We start from the raw sequence: 20730 nt of genomic DNA, 5'->3' as shown, positions 1-20730 counted from the left end.
ATATTTTTAAAAATTACTTCTTTAGGCCAAAGTAAAATCGGGTCTGTAGCTCAGCTGGTTAGAGCGCACCCCTGATAAGGGTGAGGTCGGTGGTTCGATTCCACCCAGACCCACCAGATATAATTAGATTAAGCAGGGAGTGCTAATTACGCCTAAAAGGGGTCATAGCTCAGATGGGAGAGCACCTGCTTTGCAAGCAGGGGGTCGGCGGTTCGATCCCGCCTGGCTCCACCAAGTTGTTAATTTAATGTAAGGTTATAGTGGCAATGATATTTTGTTTCTGATAGTATCCTAGGCAGGGTTAATATCTGCTTAAGGCTGTGTAAGTCTAAGCTCTTTAAAAATATGGAAAACTGATTATAAGGCATAGTAGAGATATGCATATGCATAGGATGATATGACCTAGGTTGTTTGGGGTTATATGGTCAAGTGAATAAGCGCATACGGTGGATGCCTTGGCGGTAGGAGGCGAAGAAGGACGTGGTAGTCTGCGAAAAGCTTCGGGGAGCTGACAAGCGAGCGTTGATCCGGAGGTATCCGAATGGGGAAACCTGACTGTCAAAAGGCAGTCATTAGCATCTGAATACATAGGATGCTAAAGCGAACCTAGGGAACTGAACCATCTAAGTACCTAGAGGAAAAGAAATCAACCGAGATTCCCTTAGTAGTGGCGAGCGAACGGGGGTTAGCCTAAAAGTCAACAAAGTGCTAGTGGAGCAATCTGGAAAGTTTGGCCATAGACGGTGATAGCCCGGTACACGAAAGAGTTTTGTTGATGAATGTTGAGTAGGGCGGGACACGTGTTATCCTGTCTGAAGAAGGGGGGCCCACCCTCCAAGGCTAAATACTACCTACCGACCGATAGTGAACGAGTACCGTGAGGGAAAGGTGAAAAGAACCCCGTAAAGGGGAGTGAAATAGAATCTGAAACCGTATGCGTACAAGCAGTGGGAGCATCTTTTAAGATGTGACTGCGTACCTTTTGTATAATGGGTCAGCGAGTTACTTTCAGTGGCGAGGTTAACCGTTAGGGGAGCCGAAGGGAAACCGAGTCTGAATAGGGCGAATTAGTCGCTGTGAGTAGACCCGAAACCGGGCGATCTAGCCATGGCCAGGGTGAAGGTAGGGTAGTTCCTACTGGAGGCCCGAACCCACTAACGTTGAAAAGTTAGGGGATGAGTTGTGGTTAGGAGTGAAAGGCTAATCAAGCTCGGAGATAGCTGGTTCTCCCCGAAAACTATTTAGGTAGTGCCTCATATATCACTCTTGGGGGTAGAGCACTGTTTCGACTAGGGGGGCGTCTAGTCTTACCAAATCGAGGCAAACTTCGAATACCGAGAAGTGTAATTATGGGAGACACACGGCGGGTGATAAGGTTCGTCGTGGAAAGGGAAACAGCCCAGACCGTCAGCTAAGGTCCCTAAATTATTGCTTAGTGGGAAACGATGTGGGAAGGCAGAAACAGCCAGGAGGTTGGCTTAGAAGCAGCCATCCTTTAAAGAAAGCGTAATAGCTCACTGGTCGAGTCGGCCTGCGCGGAAGATGTAACGGGGCTAAAGCAATATACCGAAGCTGCGGGTACAAGCTTTCTAAGGGAAGTTTGTGCGGTAGGGGAGCGTTCCGTAGGCTGTTGAAGGTGTACCGAGAGGTATGCTGGAGGTATCGGAAGTGCGAATGCTGACATGAGTAACGATAAAGGGGGTGAGAGGCCCCCTCGCCGAAAACCCAAGGGTTCCTGCGCAACGTTAATCGACGCAGGGTGAGTCGGCTCCTAAGGCGAGGCCGAGAGGCGTAGTCGATGGGAAACCGGTTAATATTCCGGTACCTGACATAACTGCGATGGGGTGACGGAGAAGGCTAGGCTAGCCGGGTGTTGGAAGTCCTGGTTTAAGCAAGTAGGAAGTGCTCTTAGGTAAATCCGGGAGCACCTATTCTGAGACGTGATGACGAGCCCTCTTTTAGAGGGTGAAGTAGTTGATGCCCAGCTTCCAAGAAAAACCTCTAAGCATCAGGTTATGTGAGACCGTACTCTAAACCGACACAGGTGGGTAGGGTGAGAATCCTAAGGCGCTTGAGAGAACTCGGGTGAAGGAACTCAGCAAATTGGCACCGTAACTTCGGGAGAAGGTGTGCCTCTGGTAGGTGAAGAGCCTTGCGCTTGGAGCCGATAGAGGTTGCAGTGACCAGGTGGCTGCGACTGTTTATTAAAAACACAGCACTCTGCAAACTCGTAAGAGGAAGTATAGGGTGTGACGCCTGCCCGGTGCCGGAAGGTTAATTGATGGGGTCAGCCGTAAGGTGAAGCTCTTGATCGAAGCCCCGGTAAACGGCGGCCGTAACTATAACGGTCCTAAGGTAGCGAAATTCCTTGTCGGGTAAGTTCCGACCTGCACGAATGGCGTAACGATGGCCACACTGTCTCCACCCGAGACTCAGTGAAATTGAATTGGCTGTGAAGATGCAGTGTACCTGCGGCAAGACGGAAAGACCCCGTGAACCTTTACTATAGCTTTGCACTGGATTTTGAATCTGCTTGTGTAGGATAGGTGGGAGGTGATGAAGCCGGGACGCCAGTTTCGGTGGAGCCGACCTTGAAATACCACCCTAGTACATTTGGAATTCTAACCTAGATCCGTTATCCGGGTCGGGGACAGTGCATGGTGGGTAGTTTGACTGGGGCGGTCTCCTCCTAAAGGGTAACGGAGGAGCGCGAAGGTACCCTCAGCGCGGTCGGAAATCGCGTGTTGCGTGCAAAGGCAAAAGGGTGCTTGACTGCGAGACGGACAGGTCGAGCAGGGTCGAAAGACGGTCTTAGTGATCCGGTGGTTCTTTGTGGAAGGGCCATCGCTCAACGGATAAAAGGTACTCCGGGGATAACAGGCTGATACCGCCCAAGAGTTCATATCGACGGCGGTGTTTGGCACCTCGATGTCGGCTCATCACATCCTGGGGCTGTAGCCGGTCCCAAGGGTATGGCTGTTCGCCATTTAAAGTGGTACGCGAGCTGGGTTTAGAACGTCGTGAGACAGTTCGGTCCCTATCTGCCGTAGGCGTTGGAGATTTGAGAGGGGCTGCTCCTAGTACGAGAGGACCGGAGTGGACGGACCTCTGGTGTTCCGGTTGTCACGCCAGTGGCATTGCCGGGTAGCTATGTCCGGACGGGATAACCGCTGAAAGCATCTAAGCGGGAAGCCCTCCTCAAGATGAGATCTCCCTGAGCCTATAAGGTTCCTAAAGGGTCGTTGGAGACGACAACGTTGATAGGCGGGGTGTGGAAGCGCAGTAATGTGTGAAGCTAACCCGTACTAATAGCCCGTGAGTCTTGACCATATAACACCCAAGCAAGTTAGGTAGATATGCATAGTTGCTTTAGAAATATTTCTTATATCAGTTTTTGCTTGGTAGCCATAGCGAGTAGGTCCCACCCAATCCCATTCCGAACTTGGAAGTGAAACTACTCAGCGCCGATGATAGTGTGGGGATACCCATGTGAAAGTAGGTCACTGCCAGGCATTTGTTATTTGTTGGCCCTCCTGTTCAAGTATCAGGAGGGCTTTTTATTTTGTCCATGTCTAACTAATCACTACTCCTTAATTCAATCCCAGTTCATCTATGAAATCTCTCCCTTCCTATCAATCAATTACCCCCAACCAGCAATCCCCCCTTAATAGTAAAAATTTAATTGAGATCTTATTGCTAAGATAAACTATACTTGATTTGTGATGTCAGTCATGGGAAATTTATTATAATTTTTAATTAATTGTAGTATTAAAAATAATTAAGATGGATAAGCGTAATATTCAATAGTTTATATTTAGAGAAAATTAGTTTCTAATAAAATATAAAAGAGGTTATAGATCTCTGTGAACAAGAAAACTAACGAATTAGAACAGCTTAAAAATAATATTAATCAAAATAATATGGTTTTTGAGGGTAAAAAGAAACAGCATTCTCGTCTAGACATCGACGCAGTAAGAAAAGCTTATAAGCGTTATGCGAGTCTTTATGATACTTGGTTTGGGCCAGTAATGCAGCGAGGGCGTAAAGAAAGTATTGAACGATTAAACTGCAGATCAGGTGAGATAATCCTTGAAGTTGGTGTTGGAACAGGCTTATCTTTACCCTTGTACCCTCGTGATGTGCAGATAATTGGAATTGATATCTCGCCAGAAATGCTTGAACAGGCTCGTGCTAGGAAGGAAAATTTAGGGCTAGATAACGTCATTGAGCTCCGGGTAATGAACGCCGAGTGCATGGATTTTCCTGATAATTACTTTGATAAAGTAGCGGCTACTTATGTAGCTTCTGTGGTGCCTCATCCAGAGAGGCTAGTTAATGAGTTAAAACGTGTATGTAAACCTAATGGTGAGCTTTTTATTTTGAATCATTTTCAAAGTGTTAACCCTGCACTTGCTACAGTTGAGCGCTTACTCACGCCACTTTCAAGATTTCTTGGATTCCATCCGGATCTTTGCTTAGAATCTTTTGTAAAGGAAACTAGCTTAGAAGTTATTGATATTACTTCCACAAACCTATTTGGTTATTGGAAATTAGTGCGAGCGCGAAACAATAAACGATTTTCCGAGGAGATTATAAACCAGCCTCTTGTTAAGATAGCGGCCTCTCAATAAATCAATTAAAATTATTTAACAAAATAAAAAAAGGATGCTATACAAGCTAGAGCTAGCTTGTTGATAGAGAATAAGATTATTTTATTGTACGGTGAAATAATGGTACTAATAACATACCTGCAGCAAATCCACTTAAATGGATTTCCCAAGTAACGGTTTCTTGATCAGTACCTACAAATATGGGGTATAAAAGCTGTAGCCCATACCAGATAATTAGTACTAATCCTGCGGGTACTTGAGTGAGGCTTGGATAAATGCCATGTAGATAAAAAACAATAATCTTAGATCTAGGAAATAATCGAAAATAAGCCCCTAATACTGCAGAGATAGCTCCGCTCGCTCCTATTACAGGAGTATAAGAAGTAGGGTAGATTAGGATATATGACATGGTAGCGATACTTCCGCAAAGTAAATAAAAGAGGATAAAGCGAATATGACCCATGGCGTCTTCGATAGTTTTTCCAAAGATCCAAAAAAATAAAAGATTACCTGCTAAATGTAGCCAGTTTGCGTGAAAGAACATTGAAGTAATCAGGGTAAGCTCAATGGGAATAGGGCTATGGATTGCTAGATTTATTCGGTGTAGAAAGAGCGCTGGGGTAATTGAAAAGTAATATATAGCTCGTGTTATTTCTTTAGGATCTAATGAAATTTCCCATAAGAAAATAAATACACAAATAATTATGATACCAATAGTAACTACAGGCTGAAGTGTAGTTGGGTTAGGGTTTATAACAGGAATCATTATGGCGGATTATATAGTTAAAATACTATGATCTAAATTTTTAAGAAAACTAAGTTAGCTTATCCTATATGAAACTGTTAGCCCTAGATACCTCAACGGAAGCTTGTTCTGCAGCACTTTTGATAGCTGGTCAAGTCTATGAGCGTTTTACGGTAAATCCTCAAGGACATGCCAATCTAATTTTAAATATGCTAGAGGCTATACTAGCTGAAGGGGGAGTTTCTCTAAATACCATTGATGCTCTAGCATTTGGGCGCGGGCCTGGATCTTTTACTGGGGTACGGATTGGTGCGGGGGTGGCACAAGGAATTGCTTTTGCTCATGATCTTCCTGTGATACCTATTTCCTCTTTAGCATCTTTAGCACAAGCTAGCGGAGCAAGGAAATCTTTAGTTGCTATTGATGCCCGGATGAATGAAGTTTACTGGGGTGTTTATGAGCGAGTAGAAAATGGTTTAGTTACCTTGAATGGCGTCGAATGTGTTTGTATTCCACAAATGGTACCCTTAGTAAAAGATAGAAATTGGCTAGGAGTGGGTACAGGTTGGGGAGTTTATGGAGATAAACTGCGTGCACGCTTGGGTAGAGCTGTTAATAATAATAATGGATGGGAAGCAGAACATTACCCTCGTGCTAGCGCAACAGCTCAGCTTGGAGTAGCGGCCTTTGCTCGAGGCGAGGCAGTAGTAGCAGAGGATGCATTGCCTATTTATCTGCGTAATGATGTAGCGATAAAAACCTCGGTGCCCGTATTGGTGTAATAGTTTTAGTCTATTACTGCTGAAACTAATAATTGTTTTAGCTTATAAAGTATTTGTAAGGCTTCTCGGGGGCTAAGATCATCTGGCTCTAGGTGTTGTATTACTTGGACTATAGGGTGATCAATAGCTGCTTCTTCTAATAGTTTATAATTATAAATTAATTTTTCTTGAGCGTGATTCTCTAGTTTTGCAAGTTGCTGTCGTGCTTGTGCAATGATTTCTTTAGGAACACCAGCTAATGCGGCAACTTGGAGGCCATAGCTTTGGCTAGCCGGACCATCCTTAACTGTATGGAGAAAAACGATATGGTCTTCATGTTCAATTGCACTGAGATGAAGATTAGCTGCATTAGGAAAATGATCAGGAAGTGTGGTTAATTCAAAGTAATGGGTAGAGAATAAGGTTAAAGCGCATATTTTACATGCTAAGTGAGAGGCGACGGCCCAGGCTAAGGATAATCCATCGAAAGTGCTGGTACCGCGACCAATTTCATCGATCAACACTAAGCTGTTTTGAGTTGCGTTGTGGAGAATATTAGCAGTTTCACTCATTTCTACCATAAAGGTGGATCGTCCTCCAGCAAGATCATCTGCGGCACCAATACGAGTAAAGATCTGATCGATAGGGCCGATAATTGCCTGCTGTGCTGGAACAAAGCCTCCGATATGAGCTAATAGAACAATTAAGGCCGTTTGGCGCATATAGGTAGATTTTCCTCCCATATTAGGGCCGGTGATAATTAAGACTCTCCGATCTTGATGAAGACTGAGATCATTAGGTATGAAAGGGGAATCTTGAGTTTGTTCAACCACTGGATGACGGCCTTGTTGAATAAAAATTCCTGGCTGATCGGTTAATGTAGGCTTTACATAAGCTAGCGTTTCAGCTCGCTCTGCTAAATTGTTAAGGACATCTAGTTCCGCTAAAGCATTAGCGCAGCGCTGCAATAGGGGCAGTGGATCTGCTAATTGATCAAGTAGTTTTTCATAGAGTATTTTTTCCCGAATAAGTGCTCGAGATCGAGCGCTTAATAGCTGATCTTCAAATCTTTTTAGCTCAGGTGTAATATAGCGTTCAGTCCCTTTTAGCGTTTGGCGGCGAGTATAATGGCTAGGGGCTTTATTAGCTTGAGCATGGGTTATTTCAATATAATAACCATGAACTTTATTGTAATTTACTTTAAGAGTGGAAATTCCAGTACGCTTGCGCTCTTGTTGTTCTAATTCTACTAAAAAGAGCCCAGTATTTTCACTTAATTGCCGTAATTCATCTAATGCAGAGTCAAAACCTGAGGCAATAACTCCCCCATCTCGGATCAATTGAGCGGGACGATCACGGATAGCTTGCTGCAGCAGTTGGTAAACTTCTGGAAATGGGCCTAGGTGCCGATGTAATAATTGGAGAAGCGGGCTATCTAAAGATAATAAGCAAGCTTGAATTTCCGGTAACAGGCTTAAGGTTTGGCGTAATTGAACTAGATCCCGTGGACGGGCTGAACGTAATGCGATACGAGAGAGAATCCGTTCCATATCGCCAATACCTTGGAAAAAACTTTTAAGAGGATTAGCTAGATTGGTCGCTAAAAGCGTAGTAATAGCTCGCTGGCGCTGCCTGAGTAGAACGTGATCTCGTAGAGGTCGATGTAGCCAGCGTCGCAATAAGCGGCTTCCCATCGCAGTTATAGTACGATCGAGTACTGAAATTAAGGTATGATCTGTGGTACCATTTAAGCTCTTTTCTAGTTCTAGGTTAGATCGTGTAGTAGGATCAAGGATAATACTAGTGTCTTGTCGTTCTACTTGAATTGTTTGGATATGGGGAGTGCTAGTACGTTGAGTATCGCGTACATATTGTAATAGACATCCGGCAGCTGCAATAGCAACGTCTAGTACGTCACAACCGAATCCTTTTAAATCTTGGGTCCCAAACTGTTGACAAAGCTGAGATTTGGAGGTTTGTGTATTGAAATACCAAGGAGGTAAAGTACGTATTGCGCTTCTTTGTTGCTGAGGATCGATTAAGGTAAATGCCAATTCTTCGCTGACTAAAAGCTCTGCCGGCTGGATTCGGGCGAGCTCACTAGCAGCGGCTGTTTCATTATCTACTTCTAAAATGCTAAAGCGCCCACTACTGAGATCTAATACGGCAAATCCAATAATTCCCCCTTGTCTATGAATGGCAGCAAGCAAACTATCCCGCCGGGCTTCCATCAATGCTTCATCGGTAACTGTTCCAGGAGTAATGATTCGGACTACTTGGCGTTCAACGGGGCCTTTACTTATAGCTGGATCACCTATTTGTTCGCAGATAGCTACGGATTCTCCTTGTCGTATCAGCTTTGCTAGATAAGAATCTAGCGCGTGATAAGGAATTCCTGCCATAGGAATAGGTTTTCCTGCTGATTGCCCCCGGGTTGTTAGGGTAATATCTAGTAATTTAGAAGCACGTTGCGCATCTTCATAAAACAACTCATAAAAATCTCCCATACGATAAAATAATAAGGTATTAGAATGCTCGTTTTTAATTCGTAAATATTGCTGCATCATAGGCGTATGCAGTGTTAGGGGGTTATTAGCAGGCATTATGGCTTTTTGGATCGCGACTGGTTAATAGATATTTGAAGCTTAAAATCCTTTTAATTTTTTGGATAGATACAAGAGAGTGCCTATCCTAATAGGGTAAAATTATATTTTCATAACTACGTCAGTTTATGGCAAGAATTCCTGAAGTAGTATGAAAATTTAGAGAAAAGATCGCAGCTTAAATCCGAAGACGGTAGATTTACGGTAATGAGATTAGAAATACTAGCGCAGCAATTAGGTGAGGCTTTAAGAGCATCTGGATTAATGGTGGTCACAGCTGAATCTTGTACTGGTGGTTGGGTAGCAGAGGCTATTACGGATATTGCTGGTAGTTCATATTGGTTTGAGCGTGGCTTTGTTACTTATAGTAATGAAGCTAAGCAGGAGGTGCTAAAAGTGAGAGCTGAAACACTAGCTTGTTTTGGAGCGGTAAGTGAGGAAACGGTCAAGGAAATGGCAAAAGGTGCTATAGCATGTAGCCATGCAGGAATTAGTGTTGCAGTTAGTGGTATTGCTGGGCCAGGAGGTGGATCTTTAGCAAAACCAGTAGGGACAATTTGGTTCGCTTGGGCGCTGAGATCTGGAAAGGAGTGGGCTGCTCAAGAATATTTTGCTGGAGATCGTAAAGCTATACGGCAGCAATCGGTAGAACGTGCCTTACAAGGATTGTTAAGTATCCTTAATGGATCGCTTAAAGTTTAGGGCGAAAGTTTCGATATAATGAGTTTAAATTTTATATTGATTTTTATGAGATTATTATTACAGTGATATACCCGCTAGGATATTCCCACTGATATATGGGATAATTCTTATTATTAAAGGCTTTATACACTGCCTAATTGAGGTCAGAGGATGGACGAAAATCGGAAAAAGGCGCTAGGAGCTGCGCTCTCGCAAATTGAGAAGCAGTTTGGTAAAGGCGCTGTAATGCGCCTTGGTGATGCAAGCGCGATACGTGAGATCGATGTAATTTCTACGGGATCCTTGGGGTTGGATATTGCCATTGGCATAGGTGGATTACCCAGAGGTCGTGTTGTTGAAATTTTTGGCCCAGAATCCTCAGGTAAAACTACTTTGGCTTTGCAGGTGGTAGCAGAAGCGCAGAAGTTAGGTGGAACAGCAGCTTTTGTTGATGCTGAGCATGCTTTAGATCCCCAGTATGCTAAGCGATTGGAAGTTAATGTAGATGATCTTCTTATTTCCCAGCCTGATACGGGAGAGCAGGCGTTAGAAATTGCTGACATGCTGGTGCGCTCAGGAGCAATGGATGTCGTGGTGATAGATTCGGTGGCTGCTTTAGCGCCTAAAGCAGAAATTGAGGGGGAAATGGGAGATTCTCATATGGGTCTACAAGCTCGGTTGATGTCCCAAGCTTTACGTAAACTTACCGCCAATATCAAACGTTCTAATACATTGGTGATTTTTATTAACCAAATCCGGATGAAGATTGGTGTCGTATTTGGCAGCCCAGAAACAACTACCGGAGGTAATGCGCTTAAATTTTATGCTTCAGTACGTCTGGATATCCGTCGCGTGGGAGCATTAAAAAAAGGCGAGGAGATTATTGGTAATGAAACCCGTGTTAAGGTGGTTAAAAATAAAGTAGCTCCACCTTTTAAACAGGCTTCTTTTGATATTTTCTATGGAGCAGGGGTTTCTTATGAAGGCGAGATTATCGATCTAGGTGTCCAAGAGGAGCTTATCGAAAAGGCGGGCGCTTGGTATAGCTACAGAGGTGAACGTATTGGCCAAGGTCGAGATAATGTGCGTCAGTATCTTAAAGAAAATAAAGATGTAGCTAAGCTTATTGAAGCTAGTATTCGGGAAAAGCTATTACCTCAGAAACCAGCCTTAGTGGAAACAGAGGAAGTAGGAACCTGATTTTTATGAATGAGGGCGAGCTACTAATAATTAGGAATCTTATATTAGAAATGCTTGCTCGCAGGGAGCACTCCGCTTGGGAGTTAGAGCGTAAGTTAGTGGCTAGAGGGTATCAACCTTATTCAATTAAAGCGGTATTAACAGATCTTTGTCGAGATAATATACAAAGCGATCAACGTTTTACTGAGATCTATATTTGTTCACGAGTAGATCGTGGCTTCGGTCCCTATCGTATTATGGCTGAGCTTAAAGAGCGGGGAATAAGTAAAGATCTAATTACCTATTATTTGGAGCGAGAAGAGCAGTGGGGCAGGCAGGTAGTAGAAGCGAGGAATAAACGTTTTGGGCAGAAAATTCCTAGTAATCTTAAAGAACGGAATCAGCAGATTCGTTTCTTGCAATACCGGGGATTTACCCAAGATCAGATTAATTATGCCTTAAATGAGATAGACCGTTGAGTAGCGCAGATAAACAATAAATTTATGAAAAGCAGCGCTGAGATTCGAAAAACTTTTCTCGATTATTTTTGCCAGCAAGATCACCGGATTGTTTCTAGCAGCCTGTTAATACCTACTAATGATCCAACACTACTGTTCACTAATGCTGGGATGGTTCAGTTTAAAGATGTTTTTCTTGGCCGGGAAACTCGATCCTATCATCGTGCTACTAGCGCCCAACGTTGTATGCGCGCTGGGGGTAAACATAATGATTTAGAAAATGTTGGTTATACTGCTCGCCATCATACTTTTTTTGAGATGTTAGGTAATTTCAGCTTTGGGGATTATTTTAAGCGTGAAGCTATTTATTATGCATGGGAATTTTTAACAGAGGTATTGTCGTTACCCCCGGATAGATTATGGATCACGGTTTTTGAGGATGATCATGAGGCTGCTAATATTTGGTTAAAGGAAGTAGGGGTTAATCCTAAACATTTTTCCCGCTGTGATGCTAAAGATAATTTCTGGTCTATGGGAGATGTGGGCCCCTGCGGTCCTTGCTCTGAGATTTTTTATGATCATGGCCCTAATATTGCCGGTGGTTCACCTGGAAGTTTAGATCAAGAAGGGGATCGATACATTGAAATTTGGAATCTGGTCTTCATGCAGTATGATCGAGACAAAGACGGCCATCTTTCCCCTTTACCTAAACCTTCCGTAGATACGGGTATGGGTTTAGAGCGATTGGCAGCGGTAATGCAGGGTGTTCACGATAATTATGATATTGATCTGTTCCGTAAATTAATTATAGCAATTACTGAGCTTTCTGGAAGCCATAGCCGTGGGAATGCTTCTTTAAGAGTCATTGCTGATCATATCCGATCTTGTGCTTTTTTAATTGTGGATGGGGTTCAGCCTTCTAATGAAGGGCGTGGTTATGTGCTGCGTCGGATTATTCGCCGCGCCATCAGGCATGGGCATAAATTGGGATTACATGAGCCTTTTTTTTACCGATTGGTACGACCATTGGTTGAAGAGATGGGTGCTGCTTATCCAGAGTTATTCCAAGCTCAAGAGCGGGTAAAGCAGATATTGAAGCAGGAGGAAGAACGCTTTAGTGAGACCTTGGATCAAGGGCTGAAGATTCTAGAGCAGGATATTGCTCATTTATCAGGTTCTATGATCTTTGGAGAAACGGTATTTCGGCTTTACGATACTTTTGGCTTTCCAATAGATTTAACAGCTGATATTGCCCGAGAACATGGACTTACTATAGACATAGAAGGGTTTGAGCACGCTATGTCTAAGCAACGTGAACAAGCTCGGGCTGCTAGCCGCTTTAAGGCAGTAGGGGGATCTGAGTTACAGCTAGATGGTGAGACTCAATTTATCGGCTATGAGCGCTTACAGATTGAAGGTAAAGTCCTAGCTTTATTTCGAGGAACGGATACTCCAGAGACTGTAACGCGACTGAGTGCTGGTGATCAGGGAATCGTCATTTTAGATCAAACCTCGTTTTATGCGGAATCAGGCGGACAAATAGGGGATCGGGGGACATTGCTTGGATCAGATGGATTATTTAATATCTCCGATACCCGTAAGCACGGAGCAGTACATATTCATATAGGTAAGGTTCGCTTGGGTCAGCTTCAATTGGGTGATTCTGTCCAGGCTGAAGTAAATGAAGAGTATCGGATTCCAACTAAGCGTAATCACTCTGCTACCCATCTGTTGCACGCTGCATTGCGAAAAATATTGGGGGATCAAGTACTTCAGAAAGGCTCTTTAGTGGATGCCGCTCATCTACGGTTTGATTTTTCTCATCTTGGAGCTATACGGTTAGAGCAGTTACATCAAATTGAGCGTTTAGTTAATGCCCAGATTAGAGCTAATTTATCAGTAGAAACACAAATTATGCCTTTACAGCAAGCTCTGAATAGCGGGATTCTAGCATTATTCGGAGAAAAATATGGTGAGTGGGTACGTGTTTTGCGTATGGGGGATTTCTCTACTGAGCTATGTGGAGGTACTCATGTTGGGCGTACAGGTGATATTGGTCTGTTTAAGATAATTAGTGAAGCCGGTATTGCATCTGGTATCCGTCGTATTGAAGCAGTGACGGGAGAGATGGCGTTACAATGGATTGAGGAGAATGAAATTTGTTTAAGGTCGATTGCAACTAAACTTAAAGCTCTGCCTGATAAAGTGATTGATAGAATTGAGCAATTACAACAACAAACTCGACAGCAAGAGAAAGAGTTACAGCTACTTAGAGCTAAGCTGGCCAATGTAGAGGGGGGAGATCTAAGCGCTCAAGCACAAGAGATTTGCGGTGTTAAGGTTTTGGCAGCTAAAATTGAAGGAGCTGATGTTAAAACTTTGCGTGATACAGTTGATCAACTTAAGAGTAAGTTAACTACTGCTGTTATTATATTAGGAAGCGTAGTAGAAGATAAGGTAATATTGATTGCCGGGGTGACTAAAAATACTATTAATTATATTAAGGCTGGAGATTTAGTGAATTTTGTCGCTGAACAGGTTGATGGCTGTGGAGGGGGGCGACCTGATATGGCTCAAGCAGGTGGTAAGAACCCAAGTAAGCTAGATGAGGCGCTTAGAGCAGTTCCAACTTGGGTGGGGAACTGCCTAAGTGCTAGAAAAAAATAAATTTATTCTAGCTTAGCTAGATAGAACAAAAATATTTAATAAACTAGTATTTACTATTACAGTGGGATTAATTGTTCAAAAATTTGGCGGCACTTCTGTAGGATCTCTAGAACGTATTGAGGCAGTTGCCCAGAAGGTTGCTGCATTTCGGCATGAAGGACATGATCTAGTCGTTGTGGTATCAGCCATGAGTGGTGAAACCAACCGTCTTTTGGCTATGGCTCATGAGATCGATCCGCAGCCTAATCCTAGAGAGCTAGATGTTTTACTTGCCACAGGTGAACAAGTAACCATTGCTTTACTGAGTATTGCGCTGGAAAAGCAAGGTATACCAGCCCGTTCCTATACTGGAACCCAAGTGTATATTCGTACAGATAGCGTTTATAATAAAGCGCGTATTCAGAATATTGATTCTAAACGTATTTGCAATGATCTGGAATCTGGAAGGATCGTGGTAGTGGCAGGATTCCAAGGGGTGGACGAAAAAGGGGATATTACTACTTTAGGTAGGGGGGGATCGGATACCACTGCTGTGGCGTTAGCAGCAGCGCTAAAAGCCCATGAGTGTCAAATTTATACGGATGTAGATGGGGTCTATACTACTGATCCACGGGTGGTTCCTGAAGCTCGACGGCTAGATTATTTAACCTATGAGGAGATGCTAGAGCTAGCTAGTCTTGGTGCCAAAGTGCTGCAAATTCGCTCAGTTGAGTTTGCTAGTAAATATAATGTACCTTTGAGGGTATTATCATCATTTGAAAGTGAGGGGGGCACCCTAATTACAGCTGAGGCAGAGGGAATGGAAGATCCACTAATTTCTGGAATTACTTTTAGTCGCGATGAAGCCAAGCTTACAATACTTGGCGTACCTGATAAGCCGGGGGTTGCCTATCATATTCTTGGCCCTATTGCTGATGCTAATATTGAGGTAGATATTATCATTCAGAACGTGGGTCGAGATGGCACAACAGACTTTACTTTTACTGTTCATCGTATTGATTATCAAAAGGCTTTTGAGATTTTGCAAGAAATATCTCGCACTTTAGGTGCCCGTGAGGTTAGAGGGGATAATAAAATTGCAAAAATTTCAGTAGTGGGCGTGGGTATGCGCTCTCATGCGGGTATTGCAAGTACTATGTTTCGTACATTGGCGCAAGAAGGTATTAATATCCAAATGATTTCAACTTCTGAAATAAAGATTTCAGTTGTTATAGATGAAAAATATCTAGAGCTTAGTGTACGCACATTGCATGCAGTATTTGAATTAGAAAAAAATAGTTCTGGGAACGGCTTGAGCTATTAAAGCTGAATGCTTGTAAACGCTATTCAATTGCGCAGTTATATATTACAATTCAAAAAGGTTGTAAAAATACGGGCGGCAGATAAAAAATATTTCTATTAAGGAGAAATGAGGGATAGTACATAATATACTTAGTTTGTGATTTTAGTATGGATACGGTGGACCATGGATTTGTGAATAACAGCTCCATTTTTGAGAAGAGGAGAAGGAATTTATGCTAATTTTGACTCGGCGCGTTGGCGAAGCTCTTATGATTGGAGATCAGGTTACAGTAACAGTGCTAGGCGTGAAAGGTAATCAGGTACGTATTGGGGTAACAGCTCCTAAAGAAGTCACTGTTCATAGGGAAGAGATTTATGCTCGTATTCAACGCGAGAAAGGGTTAGTCGGCGGCAAGAGAAAAATTAGCGAATCAGATATTATGGAATCAGAATCTCAAGTTACATCTGTCATCCCTAGAGGAAATGGATAATTAACTAAGACTAAGCGTATATTAAACCTCCTGGAGAGATGGCCGAGAGGCTGAAGGCGCTCCCCTGCTAAGGGAGTATGGGGTTAATAGCTCCATCGAGGGTTCGAATCCCTCTCTCTCCGCCATTACCGCTATTGCATATAATTGCTTCTGCTTTTTATGCCAGATTTTCTAATCGTGAGTCTGGATTCTTGGGCTCAGCAGCTGAAGAATTAGTTTTATCCACCTTTTCAGAGGAGGGTACACCTTTAGGGAGAACTAAATCTGAAATCACATTACGTTTCTTACTAGGCAATAACCCTAGCCCATAACAATGATTTCCAGATTGGTAAACAAGATCTTTCATCAGTAGATTGTGAGCGTGTCGTAGCTGATGGTGAGGGATTCCTGGGTATAGATGATGTACGATATGATATCCATCTCCATGCGGATGAAGGAAGTGCTCTTGTATAAAGCCAAGCTTATTCCTCGATTTATCGAATTCTGTATAGCCAATCGTCCCTGAATGCTCGGACATTTGGGCTATAAAACTGATTATTGGAAGTAACGTAATTGCTGGTAAAAAGAAATAAAGAATGAAAGGAATAAATAGACCTGAATAGATAAGAATTACAACCATCAGAATGACAACGACTCTGCGTACGGTTTCGTAGCGAGATCCAGCAGTCTTTAGAAGTGAGCCACCCTTAATAATCGAAAATAGCTTCCATCGATAAAGGCGTGCTAAAGCGCGTGAGAGTACGCATATAACACCCCATATGGTCTTTTGGGGTAGCTGGTCTAGCCCAATACTTTTATGGCCTTGATATTTTGGGTCACGTGCTACATCCCAGAAAAAAGCATGGTGGCCTTCAACGTGAGATTTTCTTTCGTCTTCCAGTGTTAACCCAGGATGGAGCCACATCGCTCCTGCCCAGTAACACATAGTATCGTTTATCTTACGGTTTCGACTTAAATTGAAATGGGATGCCTCATGAATCAAATTCTCTAGGCCTTTTTGCCTCGAAGCAATTATTAATGCTGCTATCAGATATATAGATAGCGATGTTACACCTATACCAAATATAGAAAACGCTCGCCATGAAACCGCCGCTGCCCCCATAATGATAATCCAATCCACTGCATATGCTGTCGCACTGGCCCATGGGTTTGTTTGCATGAGATCTCTAAGCTGACTTTTAAGCTCTGGCGGTGGTGAATATCCTTTACGAGGAGAACGCTTTACAGATTCTAGCCCTTCCATCGGTATGTCTATGTTTTTGCTCATCGTTGATCTCCTCCGCTTAACTTAAAAAGTTATTCAAGCTTTTCTTTTAAGAATCATCTTAATTATAGGATTTAATGCGAGGCCAAATTTGTGTTATTTTGCTGTGTCTTCTCGTTTCATAGCTTCTTAAACAAGTAATCTGCTTTGCTGCTGAGATAGCTCGACGAGCTGTACAAGCACGCATAGATGGTTGCGGCGATGACTGCAGGCTTCCAGCAGCATTTTTAATACCCCTTGGATTTGAACTGCTTATTAATATTAAATTTATGCTCGTCGACACCAATACATGTTTGTGTGATCACCCCTGACGGGTAACATAGTATCATATATACAGCATGAAGAATAGAAATGTTTCGTACAGAGTCGCTACCTTGAGAAATAAAAGAAGGTATACGATAGCGCGTATCTATCACCTTAGAGATTTCTTATAGCTCATTGCTCCTTTTCTAAATCGCCTTATTGCAGTGTTTTGATTTATTGGAGAAAAGAAAGATCTGCTGGTAACTATACTGTATACTCTGATTTGAAAGGAATTGGGACAGATCACCTTCCTTGATTGGAAGGGTGGGGTATTGAACTTTTTCATTAATTTTCGCATAATTAAGCTTATTGCTTTGTGCGCCCGTGGCTCAGTTGGATAGAGTACCTGGCTACGAACTAGGGGGTCGGGAGTTCGAATCTCTCCGGGCGCGCCATTTTTACTCTCTTGGTGTTTAAAGATTTCTTATCTTTGCCCTTCATGGGCAACTATTTTCCAGCGGTAGCTTGAGACTGGGCTAGCTGGCGCTTTCTAGCTAGAGGGATATTTTCTTTTAAGAGTGTATTTATACCCGCCAAAGGAGAGGGTTGAGGATCTGGAACTGCTCAACTCAATACTACTCGCAAGACAAAGATGAAATAGCTAATGTCGATGATACCCTCAGATTCCCAGCAGCGTATGCCTGTACTTTTTATCGGGCATGGTAATCCAATGAATGCTATAGAACAAAATGTGTTTCACCATACGTGGAAGAAGATAGCAGATCAGCTACCAAAGCCAAAGGCTATTCTCTGTATATCTGCCCATTGGGAAACGCATGGCATCTATATTACTGCTACTGAAAAACCAGAGACTATCCATGATTTCTATGGGTTTCCTAAGGCGCTATTTGAGGCGCAATATCCTGCGCTTGGCGATCCAGATCTAGCTACCCATGTGGTAGAAATGCTTTCAATGGTGGGCGTGCAGCCAGATACCCGTCGGGGGCTGGATCATGGTGCTTGGAGCATTCTGATGGCGATGTATCCAGAAGCGAATATCCCTGTTGTTCAATTAAGCTTGGATACCAATCAGCCAAGCCCATTTCATTACCATCTTGCAAAAAAGCTACTTCCCCTACGTAAGGAGAATGTTCTTATTATTGGTAGCGGCAATATTGTTCATAATCTCCGTATGTTCAGTTTTTACGACCAAACACCATTTGATTGGGCGCTTCAGTGGGATGAGGAGATTAAGCAGCGGCTTTTAGCAGGTGAGCATGAAAGTTTGATTGCTTATGAAGGGCTGGGATCTCATTCCAAGTTAGCTGTACCTACACCGGAGCATTATTTACCATTGCTCTATTCTATTGCGCTCCAAGAAGAAGGAGAGGCACTTAGTTTCTTCAATAATGCTGTTTTAAGCTCAATCTCCATGACTTCAGTCATGATTGGGAGGGTATTGTAGAGGCTACAGCAGTTTTACATAGCAAGACTCCTGAATCCCTTCAACAGTCAAGAAAAATAGGTAGCGCTTACGCTAAGGTGAGCGAGCGGTTTAGGTTTACTGTTTTATGGAATGAAAGCATGACTATAGCTATAGGCTTTGTTTATTAGAATTTGGAACAGCCAGCATGCATAAAAAACCAATAAAGAAAAAAATAATGATGACTCCCATACCTATTCGCTGGCTATTTGATAGGTAAGTGATCCAGCCTACCAATAGCGGACCAAGAAAGGAAGTCACCTTACCGGAAAGGGCAAATAAGCCAAACATTTCATTTCGCAGCGCCTCAGGAGCTATTTTAGCTAGAAAAGATCGGCTGGCCGCTTGGACAGGGCCTACAAATATCCCCAGTAGAAGGCCAAATGCCCAAAATAGGGTTAGAGTTTCAGTAGTTAAAATAGCAATACTGAAGATCATTAAACCTATAAGTGATAACAAGATGACGGGTTTGCTGCCTATCCGATCATCTATCCAAGCAAAAACAAAAGCACCTAAAGCGGCCGTTATATTAAGGGTAATACTAAAAATAAGAATATGTTGCCCGTCCATATGAAAGGTTCCAGCAGCATAGACTCCACCAAAGGTAAAGAGGGTTGCTAAGCCTTCAATATAGAATATTCGGGCAATAAGAAAACGAACAATTGGGCTATAGTGGCGTATTTGGCGGATGGAGGTGTGAAGCTGTTGCATTCCATCTCGGATAGCTTGGAGGAGGGATTTACCTGTACCTTGGATATCTGGAGTGATAAAAAATAAGGGTAGGGCAAAAAATAAGTACCATATGGATACTAGGAGAAATGTAGCCCGTACAGGTTCAGCAGCATCTGGATTAAGTCCTAGCCATTGATTGCCCTTTTGGATAAAAACTAGAAGGGCAATAATCGAGCAGATGATGTTACCCGCATAACCAATACCCCAACCCCAGCCAGACCACCGGCCAACATATTCTGGCCCAGATAATCCAGGTAGCATGGCGTTATAAAAGATAGAAGCAAATTCTACACCTAATGTTCCTAGCCCCACGAGTAGTAGAGCCAACCAAGTATAGCTAGGGGTAGGTTTTACCAGCCATAATAACCCTGTGGTGGCTACACATAATAACGTAAAAACGATAATCCACGGTTTTCGCCGTCCTGCCTGATCAGCAATTGCCCCTAGGATAGGCCCGCCAATAGCAACGATAGTTCCGGCAATCCCAAGGGTATTGCCCCATTGGACAGTACCTATAGTTTCATTCTCAGCGACTTGTCGAGTGAAATAAGCAGCAAAAACAAAAGTAGTAATAATGGAACCAAAGGCACTGCTAGCCCAATCGTATAAAGCCCATGAGACTAGGGCTGCTTTAGAAGCAGAGTAGGGGGAGGTAGATTTTTTCATTATTTTACATAGATAGCTGAGAAGAAATTGGCCTCTTTATCAAAAAATTAAACCCTTTATTAAGGGATCTTTCTGCCAAATGAACCCGTATATTTTACCATTTTCAATCATGAAAGAAGCTATATTTTATTAGCGGGTGACTTTATTGTGAGTAAGTTTTTAGAGGATGCGTCAGTAGTAAGGTTAGTTTAGAATCTTTGCTCTTTGTAGGAGTATTTTATGGAACCGTTTACAGTAGTAACAGGCTTGGTAGTCCCTCTTGATCGGACTAATGTGGATACAGATGCTATTATCCCAAAACAATTCTTAAAATCAATTAAGCGCACTGGTTTTGGCCCTAACTTGTTTGATTCATGGCGTTATTTAGACTATGGGGAGCTAGGGCAGGATCATTGCGATCGACCTGTCAATCCGCAATTTGTGCTGAATCAGCCCCGTTATCGGAATGCTAGCATTCTACTCGCAAGAAATAACTTTGGCTGCGGATCAAGTCGGGAGCATGCAGTTTGGGCGTTAATAGATTATGGTTTTCGAGTAGTGATAGCGCCAAGTTTTGCCGATATTTTTTATAATAATACCTTTAAAAATGGCCTCTTACCGATTACTTTGCCAGAGTCTATTGTTGATACATTATTTCAGGAGGTAGAGGCGCTATCTGGCTACCAACTATGTGTTGATCTTCCTGCTCAAGAAATAACCACGCCTGAGGGAAAAATAATCTCCTTTATGATGGATGAATTTCGTAAATATTGCCTGAGAGAAGGCTTGGATGATATTGGCCTAACTTTACAACATGTGAATAAAATTCACGCCTATGAGGAGCGCCGATGTATCGAAGCTCCATGGTTGTTTGAGCAGAAATAGGA

At 42.9% G+C, this 20730-nt stretch carries 14 protein-coding genes, 4 tRNA genes and 2 rRNA genes; 16 read left to right on the top strand and 4 right to left on the bottom strand.

What is annotated here, in order from left to right:
- Positions 1 to 39 precede the first annotated feature (39 nt).
- From TAO_RS07245 to TAO_RS07225, 5 genes are all read left to right on the top strand, one after another.
- A tRNA-Ile gene (locus TAO_RS07245) sits at positions 40 to 116 on the top strand.
- Positions 117 to 158: 42 nt separating this feature from the next.
- Positions 159 to 234 (top strand) — tRNA-Ala (locus tag TAO_RS07240).
- 189 nt (positions 235 to 423) lie between these two features.
- Positions 424 to 3330 (top strand): 23S ribosomal RNA (locus TAO_RS07235).
- A 67-nt stretch (positions 3331 to 3397) separates the two neighbouring features.
- A 5S ribosomal RNA gene (gene rrf, locus TAO_RS07230) occupies positions 3398 to 3512 on the top strand.
- Between the two features lie 351 nt (positions 3513 to 3863).
- Positions 3864 to 4631 carry a class I SAM-dependent methyltransferase gene (locus TAO_RS07225; protein ID WP_231910618.1) on the top strand — a complete coding sequence of 256 codons (768 nt, stop codon included), beginning with the start codon at positions 3864 to 3866 and terminating at the stop codon, positions 4629 to 4631.
- Between the two features lie 76 nt (positions 4632 to 4707).
- Here TAO_RS07225 and TAO_RS07220 read toward each other — a convergent pair whose 3' ends face one another.
- The gene (locus TAO_RS07220; protein WP_096527278.1) at positions 4708 to 5376 is read right to left on the bottom strand and encodes a rhomboid family intramembrane serine protease; all 669 of its coding nucleotides are present in this window, start codon (positions 5374 to 5376) and stop codon (positions 4708 to 4710) included.
- Positions 5377 to 5444: 68 nt separating this feature from the next.
- Here TAO_RS07220 and tsaB point away from each other — a divergent pair, with 68 nt between their 5' ends.
- Positions 5445 to 6137: a tRNA (adenosine(37)-N6)-threonylcarbamoyltransferase complex dimerization subunit type 1 TsaB gene (tsaB, locus tag TAO_RS07215; RefSeq protein WP_096527277.1), complete on the top strand. Its 693-nt coding sequence runs from the start codon at positions 5445 to 5447 to the stop codon at positions 6135 to 6137.
- A gap of 5 nt (positions 6138 to 6142) precedes the next feature.
- On the opposite strand, the gene mutS is transcribed toward tsaB, so the two are convergent.
- Positions 6143 to 8719, bottom strand: a complete 2577-nt coding sequence (gene mutS, locus TAO_RS07210) for a DNA mismatch repair protein MutS (RefSeq protein ID WP_096527276.1) — start codon at positions 8717 to 8719, stop codon at positions 6143 to 6145.
- Between the two features lie 207 nt (positions 8720 to 8926).
- On the opposite strand from mutS, the gene pncC reads away from it, so the two are divergent.
- The 7 genes from pncC (at position 8927) to TAO_RS07175 (ending at position 15601) form a co-directional block, all read left to right on the top strand.
- Positions 8927 to 9421 carry a nicotinamide-nucleotide amidase gene (gene pncC, locus TAO_RS07205; RefSeq protein ID WP_096527275.1) on the top strand — a complete coding sequence of 165 codons (495 nt, stop codon included), beginning with the start codon at positions 8927 to 8929 and terminating at the stop codon, positions 9419 to 9421.
- A gap of 150 nt (positions 9422 to 9571) precedes the next feature.
- Positions 9572 to 10600: a recombinase RecA gene (gene recA, locus TAO_RS07200; protein ID WP_096527274.1), complete on the top strand. Its 1029-nt coding sequence runs from the start codon at positions 9572 to 9574 to the stop codon at positions 10598 to 10600.
- 5 nt (positions 10601 to 10605) lie between these two features.
- The gene (locus tag TAO_RS07195) at positions 10606 to 11058 is read left to right on the top strand and encodes a regulatory protein RecX (RefSeq protein ID WP_096527273.1); all 453 of its coding nucleotides are present in this window, start codon (positions 10606 to 10608) and stop codon (positions 11056 to 11058) included.
- Positions 11059 to 11082: 24 nt separating this feature from the next.
- The gene (gene alaS, locus TAO_RS07190) at positions 11083 to 13704 is read left to right on the top strand and encodes an alanine--tRNA ligase (protein ID WP_096527272.1); all 2622 of its coding nucleotides are present in this window, start codon (positions 11083 to 11085) and stop codon (positions 13702 to 13704) included.
- 61 nt (positions 13705 to 13765) lie between these two features.
- Positions 13766 to 15007 (top strand): aspartate kinase, encoded by a 1242-nt coding sequence (locus tag TAO_RS07185; RefSeq protein WP_096527271.1) that lies wholly within the window; start codon positions 13766 to 13768, stop codon positions 15005 to 15007.
- 211 nt (positions 15008 to 15218) lie between these two features.
- Positions 15219 to 15476 carry a carbon storage regulator CsrA gene (gene csrA, locus TAO_RS07180; RefSeq protein ID WP_096527270.1) on the top strand — a complete coding sequence of 86 codons (258 nt, stop codon included), beginning with the start codon at positions 15219 to 15221 and terminating at the stop codon, positions 15474 to 15476.
- A gap of 32 nt (positions 15477 to 15508) precedes the next feature.
- A tRNA-Ser gene (locus TAO_RS07175) sits at positions 15509 to 15601 on the top strand.
- 32 nt (positions 15602 to 15633) lie between these two features.
- Here the strand turns inward: TAO_RS07175 and TAO_RS07170 are convergent.
- Positions 15634 to 16743 carry a fatty acid desaturase family protein gene (locus tag TAO_RS07170; RefSeq protein WP_096527269.1) on the bottom strand — a complete coding sequence of 370 codons (1110 nt, stop codon included), beginning with the start codon at positions 16741 to 16743 and terminating at the stop codon, positions 15634 to 15636.
- A gap of 618 nt (positions 16744 to 17361) precedes the next feature.
- Between TAO_RS07170 and TAO_RS07165 the strand changes: the two genes are divergently transcribed.
- Positions 17362 to 17438, top strand: a tRNA-Arg gene (locus TAO_RS07165).
- A gap of 215 nt (positions 17439 to 17653) precedes the next feature.
- Entirely contained in the window at positions 17654 to 18448 is a 795-nt protein-coding gene (gene ygiD, locus TAO_RS07160) for a 4,5-DOPA-extradiol-dioxygenase (RefSeq protein WP_197702531.1), read from the top strand.
- A gap of 129 nt (positions 18449 to 18577) precedes the next feature.
- Here the strand turns inward: ygiD and TAO_RS07155 are convergent, their stop codons facing one another.
- Positions 18578 to 19864 (bottom strand): MFS transporter, encoded by a 1287-nt coding sequence (locus TAO_RS07155; RefSeq protein WP_096527267.1) that lies wholly within the window; start codon positions 19862 to 19864, stop codon positions 18578 to 18580.
- Positions 19865 to 20083: 219 nt separating this feature from the next.
- Here TAO_RS07155 and leuD point away from each other — a divergent pair, with 219 nt between their 5' ends.
- Positions 20084 to 20728: a 3-isopropylmalate dehydratase small subunit gene (leuD, locus tag TAO_RS07150; protein ID WP_096527266.1), complete on the top strand. Its 645-nt coding sequence runs from the start codon at positions 20084 to 20086 to the stop codon at positions 20726 to 20728.
- Positions 20729 to 20730 lie beyond the last annotated feature (2 nt).

The sequence above is a fragment of the Candidatus Nitrosoglobus terrae genome (assembly GCF_002356115.1).
Classification (GTDB): Bacteria; Pseudomonadota; Gammaproteobacteria; order Nitrosococcales; family Nitrosococcaceae; genus Nitrosoglobus; species Nitrosoglobus terrae.
The sequence above is the reverse complement of the archived record's forward strand: the minus strand, read 5'-3'. Positions and strand labels throughout refer to the sequence as shown.